The organism is Arthrobacter sp. UYEF36, assembly GCF_040547025.1.
Lineage (GTDB): Bacteria > Actinomycetota > Actinomycetes > Actinomycetales > Micrococcaceae > Arthrobacter.
In genome coordinates, this window is sequence record NZ_JBEPOX010000008.1 from 46,715 (window position 1) to 65,865 (window position 19,151).

Consider the following 19,151-nt stretch of genomic DNA (forward strand, 5'->3'; position numbering starts at 1 on the left):
CGGGCTAAGCCACTGTGAGCGGGGCGTCGGAGAAGATGTTGCGGATGACGCCGTTGGCCCACTCGAGGATCTCGGCGTCCTGCAGGTCCCGGCCGCCGATCCGGGCGGTCTTGGGCTTGGGAATGAGGACCGCGTCCAGGGCCGGCTTGGACTGCGCACCGGGGTACATCCGGGTGAGCCGCATGAGCTTGGACTCCGGCAGCTGCGCCGGGGAGAACTTGATGAAGTTCCCCTGCAGGGCAACGTCGCTGAGCCCGGCCTCGCGGGCGCCGACCCGGAAGCGGGCCACGTCGATCAGGTTCTTCGCCGGCAGCGGCAGCTCGCCGTAGCGGTCCACGAGCTCCGCGAGCACCTCGTCGATCGCCTCGTAGGTGATGGCCGAGGCGAGCTTGCGGTACGCCTCGAGGCGCAGCCGTTCGCCGGGAACGTAGTCGTGCGGCAGGTGCGCGTTGACCGGCAGCTCGATCTTCATCTCCGCGGCCTTCTCCTCGGCCTCGCCACGGTAGTCCGCGACGGCCTCGCCGACCAGGCGGATGTAAAGGTCGAAGCCAACGCCCTGGATGTGGCCGGACTGCTCCCCGCCGAGCAGGTTGCCGGCGCCGCGGATCTCGAGGTCCTTCATCGCCAGCTGCATGCCGGCGCCGAGCTCGTTGTGGGTGGCGACGGCCTTGAGCCGTTCCAGCGCCACCTCGCCCAGCGGCTTCTCCGAGGGGTACAGGAAGTACGCGTAGGCGCGCTCGCGGCCGCGGCCCACGCGGCCGCGCAGCTGATGCAGCTGGGACAGGCCGTACTTGTCCGCCCCGTCCACGATCAGCGTGTTGGCGTTGGAGATGTCCAGGCCGGTCTCAATGATGGTGGTGCAGACCAGCACGTCGAAGCGCTTCTCCCAGAAATCCACGATGATCTGCTCGAGCCGGCTCTCGGACATCTGCCCGTGCGCCACCTCCACCCGGGCCTCCGGGACAAGTTCGCGGATCTTCGCGGCGGTGCGGTCGATCGTGGACACCCGGTTGTGCACGAAGAACACCTGGCCCTCCCGCATGAGTTCGCGGCGGATCGCCGCGGAGGTCTGCTTGTCTGTGTACGGTCCCACGTAGGTCAGGACCGGGTGGCGTTCCTCGGGCGGGGTGGCCAGGGTGGAGGTCTCGCGGATGCCGGTGAGCGACATTTCCAGGGTCCTCGGAATCGGGGTGGCGCTCATCGCCAGGACGTCCACGTTGGTGCGCATCTTCTTGAGCGCTTCCTTGTGTTCGACGCCGAAGCGCTGCTCCTCGTCCACGATCACGAGGCCGAGGTCCTTGAACGCGAAGTCCTTGGACAGCAGCCGGTGGGTGCCGATCACGACGTCCACGGAACCGCCCTTGACTCCTTCGGCGGTCTCCTTGGCCTCCTTGCCGCTCTGGAAACGGGACAGCGCCTTGACCACCAGCGGGAAACCGGAGAAGCGTTCGGTGAAGGTCTCGTAGTGCTGCTGGGCGAGCAGCGTGGTGGGCACCAGCAAGGCGACCTGCTTGCCGTCCTGGACGGCCTTGAACGCCGCCCGGACCGCGATCTCGGTCTTGCCGTAGCCGACGTCGCCGGAGATCAGCCGGTCCATCGGGATTTCCCGTTCCATGTCCGCCTTGACCTCGTTGATGGTGGTCAGCTGGTCCGGGGTTTCCACATACGGGAAGGCTTCCTCGAGTTCGCGCTGCCACGGGGTGTCCGGGCCGAAGGCGTAGCCGCGGGAGGCCATCCGGGCCGAGTAGAGCCGGATCAGCTCGCCGGCGATTTCCTTGACGGCCTTGCGTGCCCTGGACTTGGTGCTGGCCCAGTCCGCGCCGCCCATTTTGCTCAGCGCAGGGGTGTCCCCGCCGACATAGCGGGTGACCTGGTCGAGCTGGTCGGTGGGCACAAAGAGCCGGTCGCCCGGGGCGCCGCGCTTGGACGGGGCGTACTCCAGCACGAGGTATTCGCGGACCCCGACTGAATCCTTCGAGCCGCCGACTGAGATCTTTCGCTGGATCAGTTCCACGAACCGGCCGATGCCGTGCTGTTCGTGCACCACGGAGTCGCCGGCCACGAGCTGCAGCGGGTCCACGGCGTTCCGCCGCTTCGACGGCATCCGGCGCATGTCCTTCGTGGAACCGGCGGAGGTCCGGCCCAGCAGGTCGGCCTCGGTCAGCAGGGCGAGCTTGAGCGGCTCCAGGACAAAACCGCGTCCGACGGCGGCCGTGGTCACCTCGATCAGCCCGGCCTGCGGGTCGCCGTCGAGGGTGTCGACCCGGGCGCAGGGGATGTCGTTGTCGTGGAAGAGTTCGGCGAGGCGCTGGGCGGGTCCGGGGCCCTCGGTGACGACGACGATCCGCCACTGATCCCGCACGTGGGAGCCGATGAAGTCCATCATTTCGGCGACGTCGCCCTGGTAGCCGCGGGGTTCGCGGGCATGCAGGTTCAGGACGTCGACGTCGGGCAGCAGTTCCTCGTCGGTGGCCAGCGAAGTGATCGACCACCAGGACACCTCGTGCTCGAGGGCCGCGGAGCGGGTTTCGGTCAGGGAACGGAAGCTGGCCGAGTGCAGGGCCGCCGACGCCGCGGAGCTCAAATCCAGGGGTGCGGTGCCGCCGTCGGAGGCCGTCGACCAGGCCGCCTCGAGGAATTCCTCGTTGGTGGCAGCGAGGTCGTGGGCGCGGGTCCGGACCTTCTCGGGCTCGATCACGACCGCCATCGAGCCGGCCGGGAACTGGTCCAGGAACGGCACCATGGCGTCCACCAGCACCGGGGCCAGGGACTCCATGCCCTCCACGGCGATGCCGCCGGCGATCTTCTCCAGCATGTCCGCGGCGGCCGGCAGCTGTGCTTTCAGCGTCGCGGCCCGGGACATGACGGAGGGGGTGATCAGGATTTCGCGGCACGGCGGGGCGTGCAGTTCGGTGGGGTGGTGCACACCGGGCGCGGTCAGCGAGCGCTGGTCGGCGACGGCGAACCAGCGCATCTGGTCCACTTCATCGCCGAAAAACTCCACCCGGAGGGGATGGTCCTCGGTGGGCGGGAAGACATCCAGCATGCCGCCGCGGACGGCGAACTCGCCGCGCCGGGTCACCATGTCCACGCGGGCGTAGGCTGCGTCGGCGAGGCTCCGGACGACATCGCTGAACGGGACCTCCTGGCCCACCTTCAGGGTGACCGGGACGAGTTCGCCGAGTCCCGCCACGATCGGCTGGACGACGGCGCGCACCGGGGCTACGACAACGCGCAGCGCGCCGCTTGGGGAGGTTTCGGGGTGCGCGAGCCTGCGCAGCACCGACAGGCGCCGGCCCACGGTGTCCGAACGCGGTGAGAGCCGTTCGTGCGGGAGCGTTTCCCAGCTGGGGAATTCTGCGACGGCGTCGGCCGGCAGGAAGGCGCGCAGCGCCTCGGTGAGGTCCTCGGCTTCACGTCCGGTCGCGGTGATGGCCAGGACGACAGGAGCGAGGCAGCGGCCTCCCGCCGCCGCGGTGCCGTCCGCTGCTGTGTCTTCTGTGTTTTCCGCTAACGCGGCAAGCCCATCGGCCATTTCCGCGAGCAGCGCCGAGCGCAGCCCGGCGGGGGCGCTGATCTGGTAGTCCTCACTGCGGGCGGCGAAACCGCGGGCGGCTTCGGACCGGACGCGGGCGTAGTTCCGGTCTTCGGCGAGGACACGGCGCAAACCGGTGAGAGAGGGGCCGTTGAGGCTCATAGCTGTTGCTCCTGAAGGGATCACGGGGTGCAGGCAACACGAATAGCCGGAATTCGTGAGAATCCCGGGTCCCCCCAGCCTACCGCGCAGCCCGGAGGCAGGTCCGCACCAGGAGTGTGGTCCGGGAGGCAACGAGGAAGGTCCCCCGCTTCCCGGCCGGGATGCGGAGGACCTTCCTCGTGGAGCTGACGGTTACAGGATCGCCGTCATGGGGCTCCAGCCGCCGCCGAGGTCGATCCGGGTGAACCAGTCACCGGCACCGTCGTTCGGGTAGAGCCAGAGCTGCCCGCTGGTGTCCCGGGCGATCACATCGGGCTTGCCATCGCCGTTCATGTCACCGGGTGCGGTGATGGCGTTCATGGTGTTCCAGCCCGCCCCGAGGCTCTCGCGGGTGAACCATTCGTTCTGCCCGTTGCCCGGGTAGAGCCACAGTTCACCGCTGCTGTCGCGGGCTACGAGGTCCACCTTGCCGTCGGCGTTGAAGTCGCCCGGGGCCACGATGGAACTCATGATGTTCCAGCCGCCGCCCAGGTCAACCCGGGTGAGCCAGTCGCCGGCGCCGTCGTTCGGGTAGAGCCACAGTTCGCCGCTGCTGTCCCGGGCGATCAGGTCCGCCCGGCCGTCCGCGTTGAAGTCACCCGGGGCCACGATGGAGGTCATCACGTTCCAGCCTCCGCCGAGACTCTGGCGCTGCAGCCAGTCGCCGGTCCCGGTGCCCCGGTAGAGCCACAGCTCCCCGCTGGTGTCCCGGGCGATGACATCGGCATCGCCGTCGCCGTTGAAATCACCGGCGCTGACGATTGACGTCATCACATTCCAGCCCCCGCCGAGGCTAATCCGGGTGAACCAGTCACCGGTCCCCGTGCCGGGGTACAGCCACAGTTGCCCCGAAGCGTCACGGGAGATCACGTCCGTGTTGCCGTCACCGTTGAAGTCATTCAACCGCATCGACGCCGCCGGAGCACCGGGAGTCACCTCGTTCGAGGCCGCGGACCGCGGGCTGGTGCCTCCCGCGTTCACGGCCTCAACCTGGAAGTTGTAGGCGGTGCCGTTGGCCAGGCCGACCACCTGGAGATTCGTCTCCGTGGCGGCGATGCCTTCGATCGTGTTGACGACGGTGCCGCCGGTGCGGACCAGGAGGTTGAGCGTGTCAGCACCCGCGGGTGCCGCGAAGCTCACCGTCGCTGTTGTGTTGCCGCCAACTGCGGTGGGGGCAGCAGGCGCAGCGGGCGCCTCGACAACGGCCGGGATGACGTCGATGGTCTGGTCGGAGAACCGCAGTTTTTCAACGTTGGTGATCCGGTCCGTGCCGTCTTCTGCCCGGCCGCCGACGTGCACCACGGTGGTGACGCCGTCGACGGTGCTGATGTCGTACTCGTCCAGGGCCCCGGAGAACGCGGCCGTGTCGACATCGGCTTCGCCCGGGCTGGAGAGGATCTCCCGGACGATCTTCACATTGCCGGGATTGATGTTGCCGGCCATGATGTCGGCCTGGAGCTCCGTCAGGGTCGTGACGGTCCGGGTTTCCTCGCCCTGGTCGTTGACAACACTGAGCCGGACGTTGAGCCACTTGTCACCGTCGATGATGTCATCGGCGCCGTTGCCCCAGATCTCGTCGCTGCCGGAGCCGCCGATGATGATGTTGCCGGCACCGAAGGTCGTGGCACCTTCGGGCAGCAGGTCCGCCAGTCCGTTGATCCGCGCGATGCCGGCCGCGTCCAGTTCGTTGGTGAGACCCTCGACGTGGACCTCGGTGTTGGGCACCGAGGGCACCGCGTCGTCGCCGCGGAGCACGTCATCCTTGTCCCAGCCGGAGAGGGCCTCGACCAGGAGGAAGCGGTCCTTGAGGGCGTTGGGCCCGTCGACGATGATCATCCGCATGTCGGAATCGGCCGGTTCGATCGAGCGGGCGTGCGTGACCCAGTCGAAGCCGAACACCCCGTGGTTGCGTTCGATGCCGGGGCCGGCGACCATCACGTCGTCGCCGCCTTCAGCGTCGTAGTCGTCTTCACCGGAATCGCCGATCAGTACGTCATGGCCCGGAGCGTTGATGTCGTCGAAGAAGGGTGCGCCGCTGTCGCCCTGCAGCAGGTCGTTGGAGTTTCCGCCTTCCTGCCAGTCATCGCCGCCGCCGCCGAACACTGTGTCGGGGCCGTCGCCGGCGAGGACCAGGTCGTTGCCTTCCCCGGCGAATGTTTCGTTGCCGTTGAGGCCGCCGTTGGAGAAGTCGTGGCCCTCACCGGACATGATGATGTCCAGGCCGGGTCCGGCGTCGATCGCGTCGTTGCCGGGTCCGCCCTTGAGGACGTCGTCGCCGTGCGAATCGGTGATGCGGTCGTGTCCTTCGCCGCCCAGGACGGTGTCGGCGCCATCGTTGCCTTCGATGATGTCGTCGCCGTTGTTGCCCCAGACGGTGTCGTTGTCGATGCCGCCCCAGATCCTGTCGACTGCCAGCGAGGGGTCCGCGTTGTCCTTGCCGTTGAAGGTGGACTGGGCGTTGAGCCCGGGGCGGTCGACGGTGTTGCTGACGCGGTACCGGATGGTGCCGTCCGCCATCCGCATGAGGAGCGCGGATTCATCACAGGCCGAGGCCGGATCATCGGCAACGGAGTTGCCGGTGGTCGCGGTGATGTTGGCCATTTCGAACTCGCAGTCCGCGACGCCGAACACATCAGCCTTGAGGGCAGAGGCGTCGGTGTTGCGCATGATGAGCTCGGCGAGGGAGTTGCCTTCCAGCTGGGTCCGCAGGTTCAGGCCCGAGGTGCGGGAGAGGTAGTACAGGCGGTCCCCGTCCTGGAGGTCCGTCATCTGGCGTTCAAAGATGTAGTTGAAGGTCGAGCCCAGCAGACCGCCGAAGAGGTTCTGGTACTCGGCGAGACCGCCCACCCAAAGGTCGACGGTGCCCAGTCCGGTGGCCCCGTCCGCCCAGGCGCCGGAGCTGTTGACGAACTCGAAGGAGTCCGTGGGAGTCAGCGCATCCGCCGTATCCATGTCGAAGAGCCGCTGGGCAGCCGCCCGCTTGTCAGCGATCGACGTCGCGGCCGTAATAGTCGGGTGCGTGCCGTAGGCCGCCATGAAGTTCACCACGGAGTCCGGGTGCTTGAGGTTCTGGCCAAAATCCACCCAGCTGGTGTACGGCTTCAGCGAGGACTCGCCGGTGCTGGCGTACAGCTGGGAGCGGAAGTTGTTCAGGGACGGGACGCCGGTTTCCCGGCCGCGGGCCAGGTTCAGCGAGGCAAGGTCCAGGGGCAGGCCCAGGACGTTGTTCCGCAGGGTGTCGGTGACGAACTCGTCGAGTTCAGCGCCCACCTGGTCCGTCATGCCCATGGCGATGGCGCCGGCGGCCTGCTTCGGGTTCAGGGTGCCCACCGTGCTGGAGTAGTAGGCGGTGGGATTGAGGAAGGCGTCCAGCAGCGGCATTCCGATGTCCGTGCCGCTGTTGGTCTTCCGGTCGATCGTCTCGGTCAGCATCGAGTGCCCGAACCGGTAGGTGGCGTGCGCGAACTCTGCCTTGATCGCGGGATCGATCCCGGTGTCCGACTGGGTGAACACGTTGAAGGGGTTGATGCCGGGCTGGATCTTGCGGGCGAAGTCCTCGAAAACGATGTGCTGGTATTGCATCTCCGTGACATACCGTGCTGCCTGGAACAGGCGTTCACCGTTCCATTGACCGTTCGGGAGCTTCCACTCGTTCAGGTCAATGTTCTGCGTGGTGACGAGGTCCTGCATGTAGCCGACCAGCCGGTTGTGTTCCGAGTGGAACACCTGGTGGATGGCCGTCAGGCCGATGTTCTCGTTGACCCGTCCGTCGCCGGCAACAAAGTGCGCGGCCAGCTGCTCGTCGTCGTAGGTTCCCGGATTAGCGAGGGGCTGGGTGACCGGGTTGAGCTCGCCGTCGCCGTCGGCGGTCAGGGGCAGCCCGGTCTGGGAGTTGAACGGCGCCGCGTTGTGGGCGATGTCGTCCAGGAAGGCGATTCCGATGCGCTCCACATTTGCCGGTGGCGCTACCGGGGCGGTCAGGTTGCCCTCCACCCGGCCGGTGGCGGTCTCGTACTGCGGGAGTCCGTTGGGTCCGCGCAGGAAGCGGCCGTACTGGTCGGTCGCGATCTTGGGGATGTCGGCGACGTCATAGTCCGACAGGTCGAGGCCGAGAAGTTCCTGTGCCTGCGTCTTGACGTTTGCCCACGTGGCCATGCCGCCCGGTTGGCCCTCGATCAGTTCGCCGGTGGCCACCGGCTTGTTGTTCCCGTCCAGGGCGTATTCCCGCAGGAACACCTGGTGTGAGGGATGCGAGGCATAGGTCTGGCTCTGGTCAACCCAGGGCGAATCGGTATTGGTGGCGTCCTGGACATCATCGCCGGTGCCCAGGGTTCCATCCGGGCCGGCCTGGTTTTCGGCCCGGCTGAGCAGCATGAAGTTGGTGCGACCGCCCGGAACGTACAGCGGGTCGTCCTCGGCGAGTGGCATCATGACGTAGTTCTTGGTTTTCTTGGTGAAATCCACGCCGTGGTCGAAGAACTGCCCGAACAGCGCGAACATACCGTTGTACGGCGGCGAGAGCCCGAAGTCGGTCGTGACGTTCGGGATGTCAAGGGTTGCACCCTCCGGCACGCAGTTTTCCGGGAGCCCGTTGCCGTCACAGGGGACGGCCGTCGGGCTGTCATTGACCGTGCGGTGCGCCTTGCCGGCGGCCGCCACGGCCGCCGGGTTGGTGGCGGTCTGGTCCACGATCACGTTGCTGACAAAGCGCGGACCGTTGTCGGTCACGTTCGCGTTTACGGACTGGTAGCTCTGGCCGCCGGACGAGGTGCGCCACTCCGGATCCGAGAGCCGGGGGAATGCCCTGCTCGCCGAACCGAAGTGGTCCTGGCCGGCCACCAGGTTGTTTTCCGTGCCGTCCACCGTGCGGAGACCGTAGGGCAGCAGCGGGTTGGCAATCTGGTTGGGCCCTAAGCCCATGAGCGGCTGGCCGGCCACATCATTGCCCTGGGCGTCCTCCTTGGTGGCGTGGTTTTCGGCGATCTTGATCTGCTTCAGAATGAACCGCATGTCGCCTGCATTGAGTGTGAATCCCTGACCGGTCGGCGCCGCGGAAACCGCCGGCGCCAGCACGGACGGGACCACCCCGGCACTGAGCAGCAGAGCGAGCGCACCGGCCGCGACTTTGCGCGTAACCCCTGGTGCCGTCCCTCGGGCCCGGGGGCCGCCGTCCCTCCCCCGGGTCTGACGATGTTTCGCCATGATTTGTTCCTCCATCGAGTCGCACCGGCTCCCCCCTCGATGTGGTCACTCGGTTCACTGGATAGCTCCAGCTTCGCCCTGGGGCCTTGGAAAATTCTTGGGACCCGTGAGCCGGAAGGTGCAGGAGCAACAGCAGGGAGCAGGGTCCAGGAGAGAGCTGGAAGGTGCCCGTGAGAGAGCGGGCGTTGCCCTCATGGGGGCGGCTCCGCATGGGATCGTTCATTCCTGCGGGTCGCGGACCTGCCGGCACGGGCGACCGCCGGGCTAGGCTGGCAGGATACACGGCCGTCCGAACGGCCCGGCGCTCCGAATGCTTCATAGACGACAAGGAGTCACCATGACCGCCACCCCCGAATCCGCACAGACCCCGCCGGCACCGAACGGCAAGCCACGAACGGTGCTGGTCACCGGCGCGACCGGCTACATCGGCGGCCGGCTGGTCCCCAGGCTGCTGGAAGCCGGGCACACCGTGAAGGTCCTGGTCCGCACGCCGGCCAAGATCGCCGGCGTTCCGTGGCTGGCCGACGTCGAGGTCGTCCAGAGCAGCCTCGACGACGGCGATGCCCTGCGAGCGGCCCTGGACGGCGTCGACGTGCTCTATTACCTCGTCCATTCCATGGCGGCCGGATCGGGCTTTGAGTCCAAGGAAAAGGCGATGGCCGAGACTGCGGCGCGGGCCGCAACCGACGCCGGCGTGGCGAGGATCGTCTACCTGGGCGGCCTGCATCCCGCCAACGCCGAACTCTCCACCCACATGAGATCCCGCGAAGCCGTGGGCAAGGTCTTCCTCGACAGCCCGGTCGACGCCGTCGTTTTCCAGGCGGGCGTCGTGATCGGCTCCGGTTCGGCGTCGTTTGAGATGATCCGGCACCTGTCCGAGACGCTGCCCCTGATGCCCGCCCCCAGCTGGGTGCGCAACAAGATCGAGGCGATCGCGGTTCGGGACGTGCTCCACTACCTCGTCGGGGCCGCATCGCTCGAGGGCCCGATCAACCGTACCTTCGACATCGGCTGCCGCCAGGTCCTCAGCTACGCGGGCATGATGCAGGATTACGCTGCGGAGGCCGGCCTCCCGCACCGCGTGGTGCTGGCGCTTCCCATTCCCGCCCCCAAGCTCGCGGGAATGTGGGTAGCGTTGACCACACCGATTCCGCTATCGATGTCCCTGCCGCTCGTGGAGTCCCTCCAGCACGACGCCGTCTCCCGGGAACACGACATTGACGCGTATATCCCGCCGCCGGAAGGAGGACTCACCCCTTACCGCGGGGCGGTGGCCCTCGCCCTGAGCAAGGAGCGCGACGGCCAGGTGGAAACCACCTGGGCCAGTGCGGGCGCCGACGCCGATCCGCTCCCCTCCGACCCCGAGTGGGCCGGCTACCTCGTCTACCTCGATGAGCGCAGCTTCTCCAGCGACGTCGATCCCAAACACGTCTGGACCATTATCGAAGGGATCGGGGGGCAGAACGGCTGGTATTCCATGCCCCTGGCCTGGCGCGTCCGCGGCTGGCTGGACAAGCTCACCGGCGGAGCCGGGCTGCTGCGCGGCCGGCGGCACCCGCACCTGCTCGCCGAAGGTGAAGTGGTGGACTGGTGGCGGGCGGAGCGGATCGATCGCGGCCGGCTGCTCCGGCTGCGCGCCGAAATGCGGGCGCCGGGCCGGGCCTGGCTGGAGCTGTCGGTGGAGCCGGAGGGGACCGGCAGCCGTTACCGCCAGCGGGCAATATTCTTCCCGAAGGGCCTCAGCGGGCGCCTGTACTGGCTGGCGGTCCTGCCGTTCCACAGCCTGATCTTCCCAGCCATGTCGCGGAATATCACGGCCGCGGCGAAGGCTCTGCAGGATCAGGAATCGGAGCCAGCCGGGCACACCGCGTAGGATGTTTGGAGCCCGAAACGAGCAGTTCCACCCCCACGGAGGACCCCCATGGCATTGAGTGCATCCACCAACCTTCCGCACCACGTTGACCGCGTCACCGCTGTTTTCGTGAATGAGGACTTCCTGCGCCACACGAGTGAACTCGTCGGCGGCACCCTTGAATCGTTCTCCGTCGATGGTGATACCGCCGGTGCCTTCAGCACCACGACCGTGCGGACCATCCCGACCAACCGGATGCCGGACATTGCCCGGAAGTTCGTCGGCGAAAGCCTGAAAGTGACGCAGCTCGAGAGCTGGGACGCCCCTGCTGCCGATGGCTCCCGGCTGAGCAACATCACGCTGAAAGTCTCGGGCGCGCCGCTGGACGTCAGTGCCGTCCAGCGCCTCGTCTCCGACGGCGGCAGCACCCGGATCGAGCTGGAGGGTACGGTGACGTCCTCGGTGCCCTTCCTGGGCGGCAAGATCGCCGAAGCGGCCGAACCGATGGTGGGCAAGGCCCTGAATATCCAGTCCACCCAGGCGCAGGCCTGGCTCGAAAGCCACTAGCTCATGGAGCTGCCGGCAATCCTGGCCGTCGTTCTGATCGTGGCCGGCGTCTGGTCCCTGGTTGTCTGGCCGCAGTTCCTGCGCCGGGTCATGAAGGATCCCCGGTCGCGCGACACGAACGGCACAGCCACCCGCTTCCTCACCGTCCACGTCGGCCTGGTCAGCGTCTCGATGCTGCTCGGGGCGGCGACGGCGGCCATCGGGATTGCCGGCCTGCTCGGCTAAGGGCTGGTGCTGGGCGCCAGGGCCTGGGCCAGGGCGTCTTCGGCCGCCACCCAGGAGATCATGGCGCACTTCACCCGGGCGGCGTATTTCGAAACACCTTCAAAGGCGGAGGCGTCGCCGAGGATTTCGGGATCCGCGGCGAGTTTCCCCCGGGACCGCAGGACGTCCCGGAAGTTGTCGATGACCGCCGTGAAGCTGCCGACGTCCATCCCCTCGGCCAGCTCGGCGAGCACCGAGGCCGAGGCCATGGAAATCGAACAACCGGCGCCGTCCCAGCGCAGCTGGGCGACCTTCCCGTCAGACACCGCCACGCGGACGGTGATCTCATCCCCGCAGACGGGATTGAGCTGGTGGGACTGCCCGGACGACGTCCCCGCCGGGGCCGGCGTCTCCGCCAGCCCGCTGCCGGTACGCAATTTGGCGTGTTCCAGAATGATCTGCTGGTACAGCTGTTCAAGGCTCATGCGGGAAAGTCCTTAGGCTCCAAAGTAGGCGCGGACCCCGGCGACAGCCTCAAGGAACGCGTCCACATCAGACGTTGTGTTGTACAGGTAGGTGCTGGCCCTGGTGCTGGCCGTCAGGCCGAGGCGCCGGTGAAGCGGCTGCGCGCAGTGGTGGCCCACCCGGACGGCAATGCCCTTGCTGTCCAGGAACTGCCCGACGTCGTGCGCGTGCACACCGGCGACGTCGAAGGAGGCCAGTCCGATCCGTTCCTGCCCGGGGGCCGGCCCGAGGACCCGGATGCCGGGAATCGATGAGAGACCGTCGACGAGGCGCTGTCCGAGCAGGGATTCCCAGGCGTGGATGCGGTCCATCCCCGTCTCGGTGAGGTAGTTCGCCGCCGCGGCGAGTGCGATGGCCTGGGAAACCTTCTGGGTCCCCGCTTCGAAGCGCTGCGGGGCAGGCAGGAAGCCTGCCCGTTCCATCGTCACCGTGGTGATCATCGATCCCCCGGTGAGGAACGGCGGCAGCGCGTTCAACAGTTCCGACCGGCCGTACAGCACGCCGATGCCGGTGGGTCCCAGCATCTTGTGTCCCGAGAGGACCGCGAAGTCGACGCCCAGCTCCTGCACGTCCAGCGGCAGGTGCGGCGCGGACTGGCAGGCGTCCAGCACGGTCAGCGCACCGACCTGGCGGGCCATCCCCACAAGAGTCTTGACCGGGTTGATGGTGCCCAGGACATTCGAGGCGTGGCTGAAGGCGAGGACCCGGGTGGCCGGGCCGATGATGCCGGCGGCGGCGTCCAGGTCCAGCGCACCGGCGTCGTCGACGGGGATGAAACGAAGAGTCGCGCCGGTTCGCTCCGCGAGCTGCTGCCACGGGATGAGGTTTGCGTGGTGCTCCATCTCGGTGACCACAATCTCGTCGCCGGCTCCCAGCGCGAAACGCGCCGCCGGCCCGGCGGCGCCGGGCAGGGACGAGTTCAGGAATGCGTAGCTGAGCAGGTTCAGGCCCTCGGTGGCGTTGGAGGTCCAGACGATCTCGTCGGCGCCCGCGCCCAGGAAGGCAGCCAGGGTTTCGCGGGCATCCTCGAAGGACTCCGTGGCCTCCACGGCCAGCAGGTGCGCACCGCGGTGAACGGCGGCGTTCCGCTGTTCATAGAACTCCTGCTCGGCCTCTATGACGCTGATCGGGTTCTGCGAGGTCGCCCCGGAGTCGAGGTAGATCAGGGGGTGCCCGCCCATGGGCCTGGACAGGATGGGGAAGTCGTTGCGGATCCGCAACACCTCGTCGTCGGTCAGGGCTGGCGAGAGCAGGGCCCGGGACTCTGACGTCGGCACAAAAGCCACGCTGGCCTCCTCGGATCGGGTGAAATGGACTACTCTCCATCATCCCACGGAACGGCGCACCACCATTCTGCCGGTGCTGCCGCCGCGCCCCGCTGAAGCCTAGGGCCGGTGGGAGTCTCCGCCGGTGTCGATGAGATCGACCCGCCGGCTGACGCCGAGCTTGGCGAATACCCGGTAGAGGTGTCCTTCCACGGTCCGCTGGGACACGCAGAGCTGCTTGGCTATCTCGGCGTTTGTGGCTCCGCCGGACACCAGGTCCAGGATTTCGGTTTCCCTGGCGGTGAGTTCCGCATCCTGTTCCGGACGGACCAGGTCAATGTGGGCAGCCATTCCAGCAGCGGTCATCCGGTTCTGGATCTTGCGCTGGACAGCCAGCAGTTTCCGCTTGTCCGTGGTTTCGGCGAGACAACGTTCCGCTTGTTGCGCCGCTTCGAGAGCCAGCAGCACAAAGCCGGCGCGGAGCGCCTTGTCACTGATCCTGACGAGTTCGGCGTCGTCAGCATGGAGCACCGCGAGCGCGTAATCGTGCAGCATGCCGGCCTCCCGCCCTTCAACCGCGAGGCTGCTTCGGGCAAGTCCATCCGCCGCTGCCGTGTCCCCGCGGCGCACGGCCAGTCGCCTGATGTCCGTCTCGATCCCCCGCAAACCCTGCCGTTTGGCCTCCTCCGCCAGGCCCGCGAGCCTCCTGCTGACCTCGGCAACATCGCCGGCCGCGGTCGAGTACGCCTCGGCGAGCAGCGGGACTGCCCCTGGCCCGCGGTACCGGGACAGCCGGAAGGCGGTCGCGTGCTCCTCGGCCTCCCGCGCGTGACCCACCACGGAGGCGGCGTACGCGGCGACCGAATGGGCGAAGGGCAGCAATTCCCAGGGATCGGCAATCGTGAGATCCTCAACGCCGAGAACGAGTTCGGCGATTCCCTCGGGCATGCGCCCCTGACGGACACGGGCGAGGCCCCGCATCAAGTGCAGGATGCCCCCGCTGAGCAGCAGCCGCGACGGATAGTCCGCCTCGTACTCATCGAGGGCTTCGGCGAGCGCTTCCCACTCCCCCGCCCAGTTCAGGCTCAGGCTGTAGCGCACCAGGAGGTCTTCATAGACAAGAGGCAAGGCCAGGGTGGCGCTTTGCGCCCCCTGCCAGGCCTCACGGGCCAGCCCCAGGCCGTCCACCACCCGGCCTTTGGCACAGAGCAGTTCGGCGAGCAGCGACTCAGCCGGGATCTTGATTTCCTGCCGCTCACCGGCGGCCATAACCAGGCGCGTCAGCCCGCCTTCGCCGTCCTCCTGGCTGCCGTTCAGCTGGCTGCCGGCGGTCCCCGCCGCCAGGGCAATCGCGGCCAGATCCAGCCATGACGGCCCCGCTCCGGCGTCGCCGCGGAAGGCCCGCCGGCCGCTGGGCGGAAGCCCGACGTCGGCCGGTCCGGCTCTGCGGTCCGGTGCGGCGCCGGTTCCCGGCGTCGTGGTTCGGCTGGCCAGCCGGGCGGACAATAGGCCCGCCAGATAGCGGGAGTTTTCGTTCGGGATGGGATCCGCGAGCTGCAGGAATTTTGCGGACTGCTGGCGGTCACCCGACAGGTACCGCGCATAGGCCATCTGCAACCGGGCTTCGGGAAGCTTCGCGTGATCGGAAATTGCTTCCGCCGTCCTCAACGCGGTCCGGGCGTCGAGGGCGACGTTGGCGGTGCACGCCGCTTTGAGGAGTTCGTCCGGCGGCACGGCGGCTCCGCAGTCCAGCGCCCACCGAACCCGGTTCAGGAAAGCCTCCGGGGGCACTGACCCTGCCGGAGGCAGTGAGACGAAGCTGGCACGCAATCCGGCGCTCTTTCCCGCCGGAACCCAACGGCGGATTATCTCTCCGATCAGCGGACTCGCGGGACGGACCGTGCGGTCGGCGCCTCGTGACACGCTGATGATACCGGCCCGTTCCAGGGCGTCGACTGCTTTCGGGCCGCCGAACCCCAACAGCTGCCCCAGCGACAACGGTCCCGCCAGTGCCACTATCGCCGCGGCTGTCCGTTCCTCGGGGGACATCGCCCGCAGCTCGTGACCGATCAGGTCGGCCACAGGAATGTCGGCCAAACCTGGAGACGAGATCAGGAACCAGGTGCCGTGGCGCAGGGCCAGGGCCCCCGTGTTCCGGGCGTGTTCGATCAAGGACAGCAGCATGAACGGGTTACCGGCCGAGGCATCTGCGAACAGCGCGCTGGCCCACGGCGAGACATCGGCGCGGAGCACTTGCTCGCAGAGCTGGTGCACCTCGGCCCGGGTGAGCGGCTCGAGGTCAAACTTCGCCACTATCCCGTCGTCCCAGAGCGCCAGGAATTCCTCGGGGATCAGCAAACCCGGCCGGCACGTGGCCAGGATGCTGGCAGCACCGGTCGCTACGGCCTGGGCAACCAGCTGTGTTGTCCCGCGATCCAGGCACTGCGCGTCATCGATCACGAAGAGCGGTTTGCTCGGCTGGGACTTGATACTGTCCGTAACCACCTTGACGACGGCGGCAAAGGAATCCAGATCATGGGCGGGCAGCTCGCCCAAATAGGGCGAGAGCGCCCCGAAGGGTACGGCCGACAATGCCGGAGTTGCGGCGAGCCGGATTACGGCAGTGTGGGGCCGGAGGTCCCGGATGACTGCCCTGGAAACTGCGGTCTTACCGGTGCCCGGGTTACCGACGATGAGGGCGCCGGAGGTGACGCCGTCGCGCAGGCATTTGACGATGTCCTTGACGACGCCGGACCGGCCAACCAGGGTGGCGGACTCAGTCAGGCCTTCCACCTGCGGGCCTCCCTGCGACAGCTCGGGCAGCACTCCGGCTCCCGGACCGCCCGGAGACGAGGTCGCCGGGTCCGCCCGGACCGCCCGGATCGCCGGGAGATGAGGGCGCCCGGTCGATTAGCCGAGGCGGGCGTGTTCCACTGGCCCGGAGATGACATCTTTGAGTTCCGACCTGCTCGCGACGTGGAGTTTCGCATACACCTGATAGAGGTGGCCCTCGACGGTGCGGACAGATACGTGCATCTCGTCAGCGATCTTCCGGTTGGACGTACCCGCGGCCGCCCTGACCGCCACCTCCGATTCGCGGGCTGTCAACGTCGAGGTCAGCAGTGAGAGTACGCCGTTTCTGGGGTTGCCGAACCGGTCTTCCAATGACTGCTGGGTACGCTGGGCCATCCGGAGGGAGATCCGGTTCCCGGCCTCGTTGGCACAGCTGACTGCTTTCCTGGTCACATCCCGGGCGAAGACCGCATGGCCTGCCGCATCGGCGTCCTTTGAGGTCGCCAGAAGCTCCTCGCTGTCGGCATCCGCCAGCCCTTCCGCAAGCCGCGAGCACAGGCTGGCGAAGTGCCCTGTGACCTGCTCCGCGAGGCCACTGAGCTTCTGGCTGGCCTGGCGGTCTCCCAGCCGGGCCACCGCTGAGAGGAACTGCAAGCCGGTTGCGAGCGCGAACGCGTCCGTGTCAACGTCAGCTTCCAGCTTCAGCGCGCGGAGGGCCTCGGTCTTCTGCCCGATTTCCGCCTTGGCAGAGAGTTCGAAGTACCGGGCGATGCGGTTCACGAGCCATGATGCCTGGGGCTGCGGCTCCTCGACTTCCACCAGCAGGGCACCGGCTTTTTCTTCATCTCCCTGGAGCGCGAAGGCATACGCACAGGCTGCGGCTGCGAGTCCGGCAACAGCATCCGGATCGTGCACCTTGAGCTGCCAGACCCCGGACTGCAGCCGCTGAACTGCCCCCGTGAGATCACCACGATGGAGGTCCACAATCCCCTGGCCGATCTCGAACATACCGCCAAGCCGGGCTTGCTGGTCCCAGGATTCCGCGGTGTCGGCGAGGAAGTCTGCTGCCTCCCGGAACCTCGCGGACAACAGCAGGAGCAACAGGAACCGCCCGCGGATTTCACGGATCGACGAGTCGGAAAGGTCGAGGGTGCCGGCGGCAACAATTACTTGCCGGCCGAGGCCGACGGCGCCCAGGACGTCGCCGGTGACAGCCTTCGCCTCACTCAACAGGCTCGCGGCAATGATCTTTGATTCGCTGCCGAGGTCGGTGGAGTCCACATCGTCTAACATTTGCAGGATGTCCCCATACCGGCCTTCGAAGGCGGCCAGTTCGGCATAGGCGAGCCGGACCCGATCAGCTACGGACCCCGGGTCCGCCCCGGTGTCCCCGGACACTGTGAGCCGCAACTCAATATCCTGCAGCCTGGCCAGGGCGCCGGCCGGTGTTGCGGGGCTGCGCCTGTCCAGTTCAGCCCACAGCAGCTGCAGCGAGGCCCACTCATCCAGTGCCAGTCCGTCACCGGCCCCCTGTTCCACGTCAGTCAGGATGCGGCGGGCTGCGTCGTCATTGTGCAAGGCGATGAACGCCCGTGCAGATTCGACGGCCACTTCCGCCAGTTTCTCCCCGCCCGCGATTTCCCGGGCAAACCTCAGGGCGGATTGCGGGTCGGAGGCCTTGTTCGCGAGTCTGGCCGCCGCCAGGGCCAGCCTGGGATCCACCTCTTCCCCGCAGTCCAGCGCCCAGGCGACCGCCGTGGACCCCGTGAACTCGTTGAGGTCCTGGTCCTGGAGCACAGCTCCCAACCGGCGCCGAAGCTCGGCACTGCGGCCGGGCGGCACCACGCTGGCAACGATGCCGGCCGTGACCGGGTTGGCGATGCTCACCATGGGCGGGTGGTCATGGCTGACGCGGATCAGCGCCCGCTCCTGCAGGGTGTCTATGTCCTGGGCCCGGGCCACGCTCATCAGGGTCTGCAGAGGCAGGGCTCCGGCGAGCGACAAGAGCTCGAAGACATCACGCTGGCCCGGGCTGAGCCGGTTCAGGCGGGCCTTGAGTACATCCCGGATTTCACCGGCCAGAGCCACCGGTTTGTCCCCTAAAACCCAGGAATTCTCGTGCCGGACAATAATTCCGAGCTTGATCTGCTCCCGTGCCAGTGAGTGCAGGAAGAGCGCGTTGCCGCCGCTGGCGTTCCAGAGGGCGCGTGCCGCGGTGTGGGAGAAATGCCCGCCGTACTCCTGGGCAAGGCTGTCAGCCGTTTCGCGGAAGTCGAAGGGGCCCACGTCCACCCGGCGCAGCAAATCGTCCTTCCAGAGTCCCATGATGTCGCTGCCCAGATTGGGCAGGTCAACGCACGCTGCAAGCAGCAGGACGTGTCCGCCGGCGCAGAGCTGGGCGACCATCATGGTGGATAGCTCATCGAGATCATGGGCGTTATCGACAAAGAGCACGACGCTGCGGCCCTGGGCCCGGGTATGAAGCAGCTGGGTCAACCCCCGCAGCACCATGAGGGGGTGCTCAAGGTGGGAGGCATCGAGCTCGTTAAGCAGGACGCTCAGGGCGCCGTACGGGAGTTTGGAGGAAATGGAACTGCCCCGGACCTGGACCACCAGGTAGTCGTCCCCCAGCTGTTCAAGGGCCCGCTGGGCAATAAAGGACTTTCCAGCCCCGTGTTCCCCCACGATGACAGCCCCGCAACCCGATCCCGTGGTCAGCGCCGCCACCACATCCTCAACGGTTTTGTGCCGTGCGTAGCGCTTCTCGGGCCGCCCCTTCCCCTGACGTTGGGCGGCTGACATCACATCTGTTCTGCCGCTGCCCGCAGGCACACCGGCTTCTTGCTGAAACATGAGAGAGACCTTCGCAATCAAAGTTATGACTACCGATAAGTCCAACTTATGGACAGCAGTAAATTTAGGGATGCGTAGGTGCTACTCGATTACCAGCGTGGCGACGGGACCTGGGCTACGTGGATGTACTCAGGATCTGCGGGCCGGAAAGCGC

The 19,151-nt window shown here is 67.3% G+C and carries 9 protein-coding genes; 3 read left to right on the forward strand and 6 right to left on the reverse strand.

Going from position 1 to position 19,151, the window contains the following annotated elements; genetic code table 11:
* Positions 1 to 4 precede the first annotated feature (4 nt).
* On the reverse strand, positions 5 to 3,697 hold the full coding sequence (gene mfd, locus ABIB29_RS12940; RefSeq protein WP_354173213.1) for a transcription-repair coupling factor: 3,693 nt from the start codon (positions 3,695 to 3,697) through the stop codon (positions 5 to 7).
* Between the two features lie 192 nt (positions 3,698 to 3,889).
* On the reverse strand, positions 3,890 to 8,938 hold the full coding sequence (locus tag ABIB29_RS12945) for a peroxidase family protein (RefSeq protein ID WP_354173214.1): 5,049 nt from the start codon (positions 8,936 to 8,938) through the stop codon (positions 3,890 to 3,892).
* A gap of 337 nt (positions 8,939 to 9,275) precedes the next feature.
* Here ABIB29_RS12945 and ABIB29_RS12950 point away from each other — a divergent pair, with 337 nt between their 5' ends.
* From ABIB29_RS12950 to ABIB29_RS12960, 3 genes are read left to right on the forward strand one after another with little or no spacing between them, the layout of a single operon-like run.
* Positions 9,276 to 10,811: an SDR family oxidoreductase gene (locus ABIB29_RS12950; protein ID WP_354173215.1), complete on the forward strand. Its 1,536-nt coding sequence runs from the start codon at positions 9,276 to 9,278 to the stop codon at positions 10,809 to 10,811.
* A 48-nt stretch (positions 10,812 to 10,859) separates the two neighbouring features.
* On the forward strand, positions 10,860 to 11,357 hold the full coding sequence (locus ABIB29_RS12955) for a DUF2505 domain-containing protein (protein ID WP_354173216.1): 498 nt from the start codon (positions 10,860 to 10,862) through the stop codon (positions 11,355 to 11,357).
* 3 nt (positions 11,358 to 11,360) lie between these two features.
* Positions 11,361 to 11,582, forward strand: coding sequence for an SCO4848 family membrane protein (locus tag ABIB29_RS12960; protein WP_354173217.1), 222 nt, complete (start codon positions 11,361 to 11,363; stop codon positions 11,580 to 11,582).
* Here ABIB29_RS12960 and sufU read toward each other — a convergent pair.
* The 4 genes from sufU to ABIB29_RS12980 form a co-directional block, all read right to left on the reverse strand.
* The gene (sufU, locus tag ABIB29_RS12965) at positions 11,579 to 12,046 is read right to left on the reverse strand and encodes a Fe-S cluster assembly sulfur transfer protein SufU (protein ID WP_354173218.1); all 468 of its coding nucleotides are present in this window, start codon (positions 12,044 to 12,046) and stop codon (positions 11,579 to 11,581) included. The genes ABIB29_RS12960 and sufU overlap by 4 nt on opposite strands.
* 12 nt (positions 12,047 to 12,058) lie before the next feature.
* Positions 12,059 to 13,363, reverse strand: coding sequence for a SufS family cysteine desulfurase (locus ABIB29_RS12970; RefSeq protein WP_502915610.1), 1,305 nt, complete (start codon positions 13,361 to 13,363; stop codon positions 12,059 to 12,061).
* Between the two features lie 108 nt (positions 13,364 to 13,471).
* Complete coding sequence (locus ABIB29_RS12975; RefSeq protein WP_354173220.1) at positions 13,472 to 16,144, reverse strand: LuxR C-terminal-related transcriptional regulator; 2,673 nt, start codon at positions 16,142 to 16,144, stop codon at positions 13,472 to 13,474.
* A 117-nt stretch (positions 16,145 to 16,261) separates the two neighbouring features.
* A complete protein-coding gene (locus ABIB29_RS12980; protein ID WP_354173221.1) occupies positions 16,262 to 18,997 on the reverse strand; it encodes a LuxR C-terminal-related transcriptional regulator in 2,736 nt (911 codons plus the stop codon).
* Positions 18,998 to 19,151: the final 154 nt, after the last annotated feature.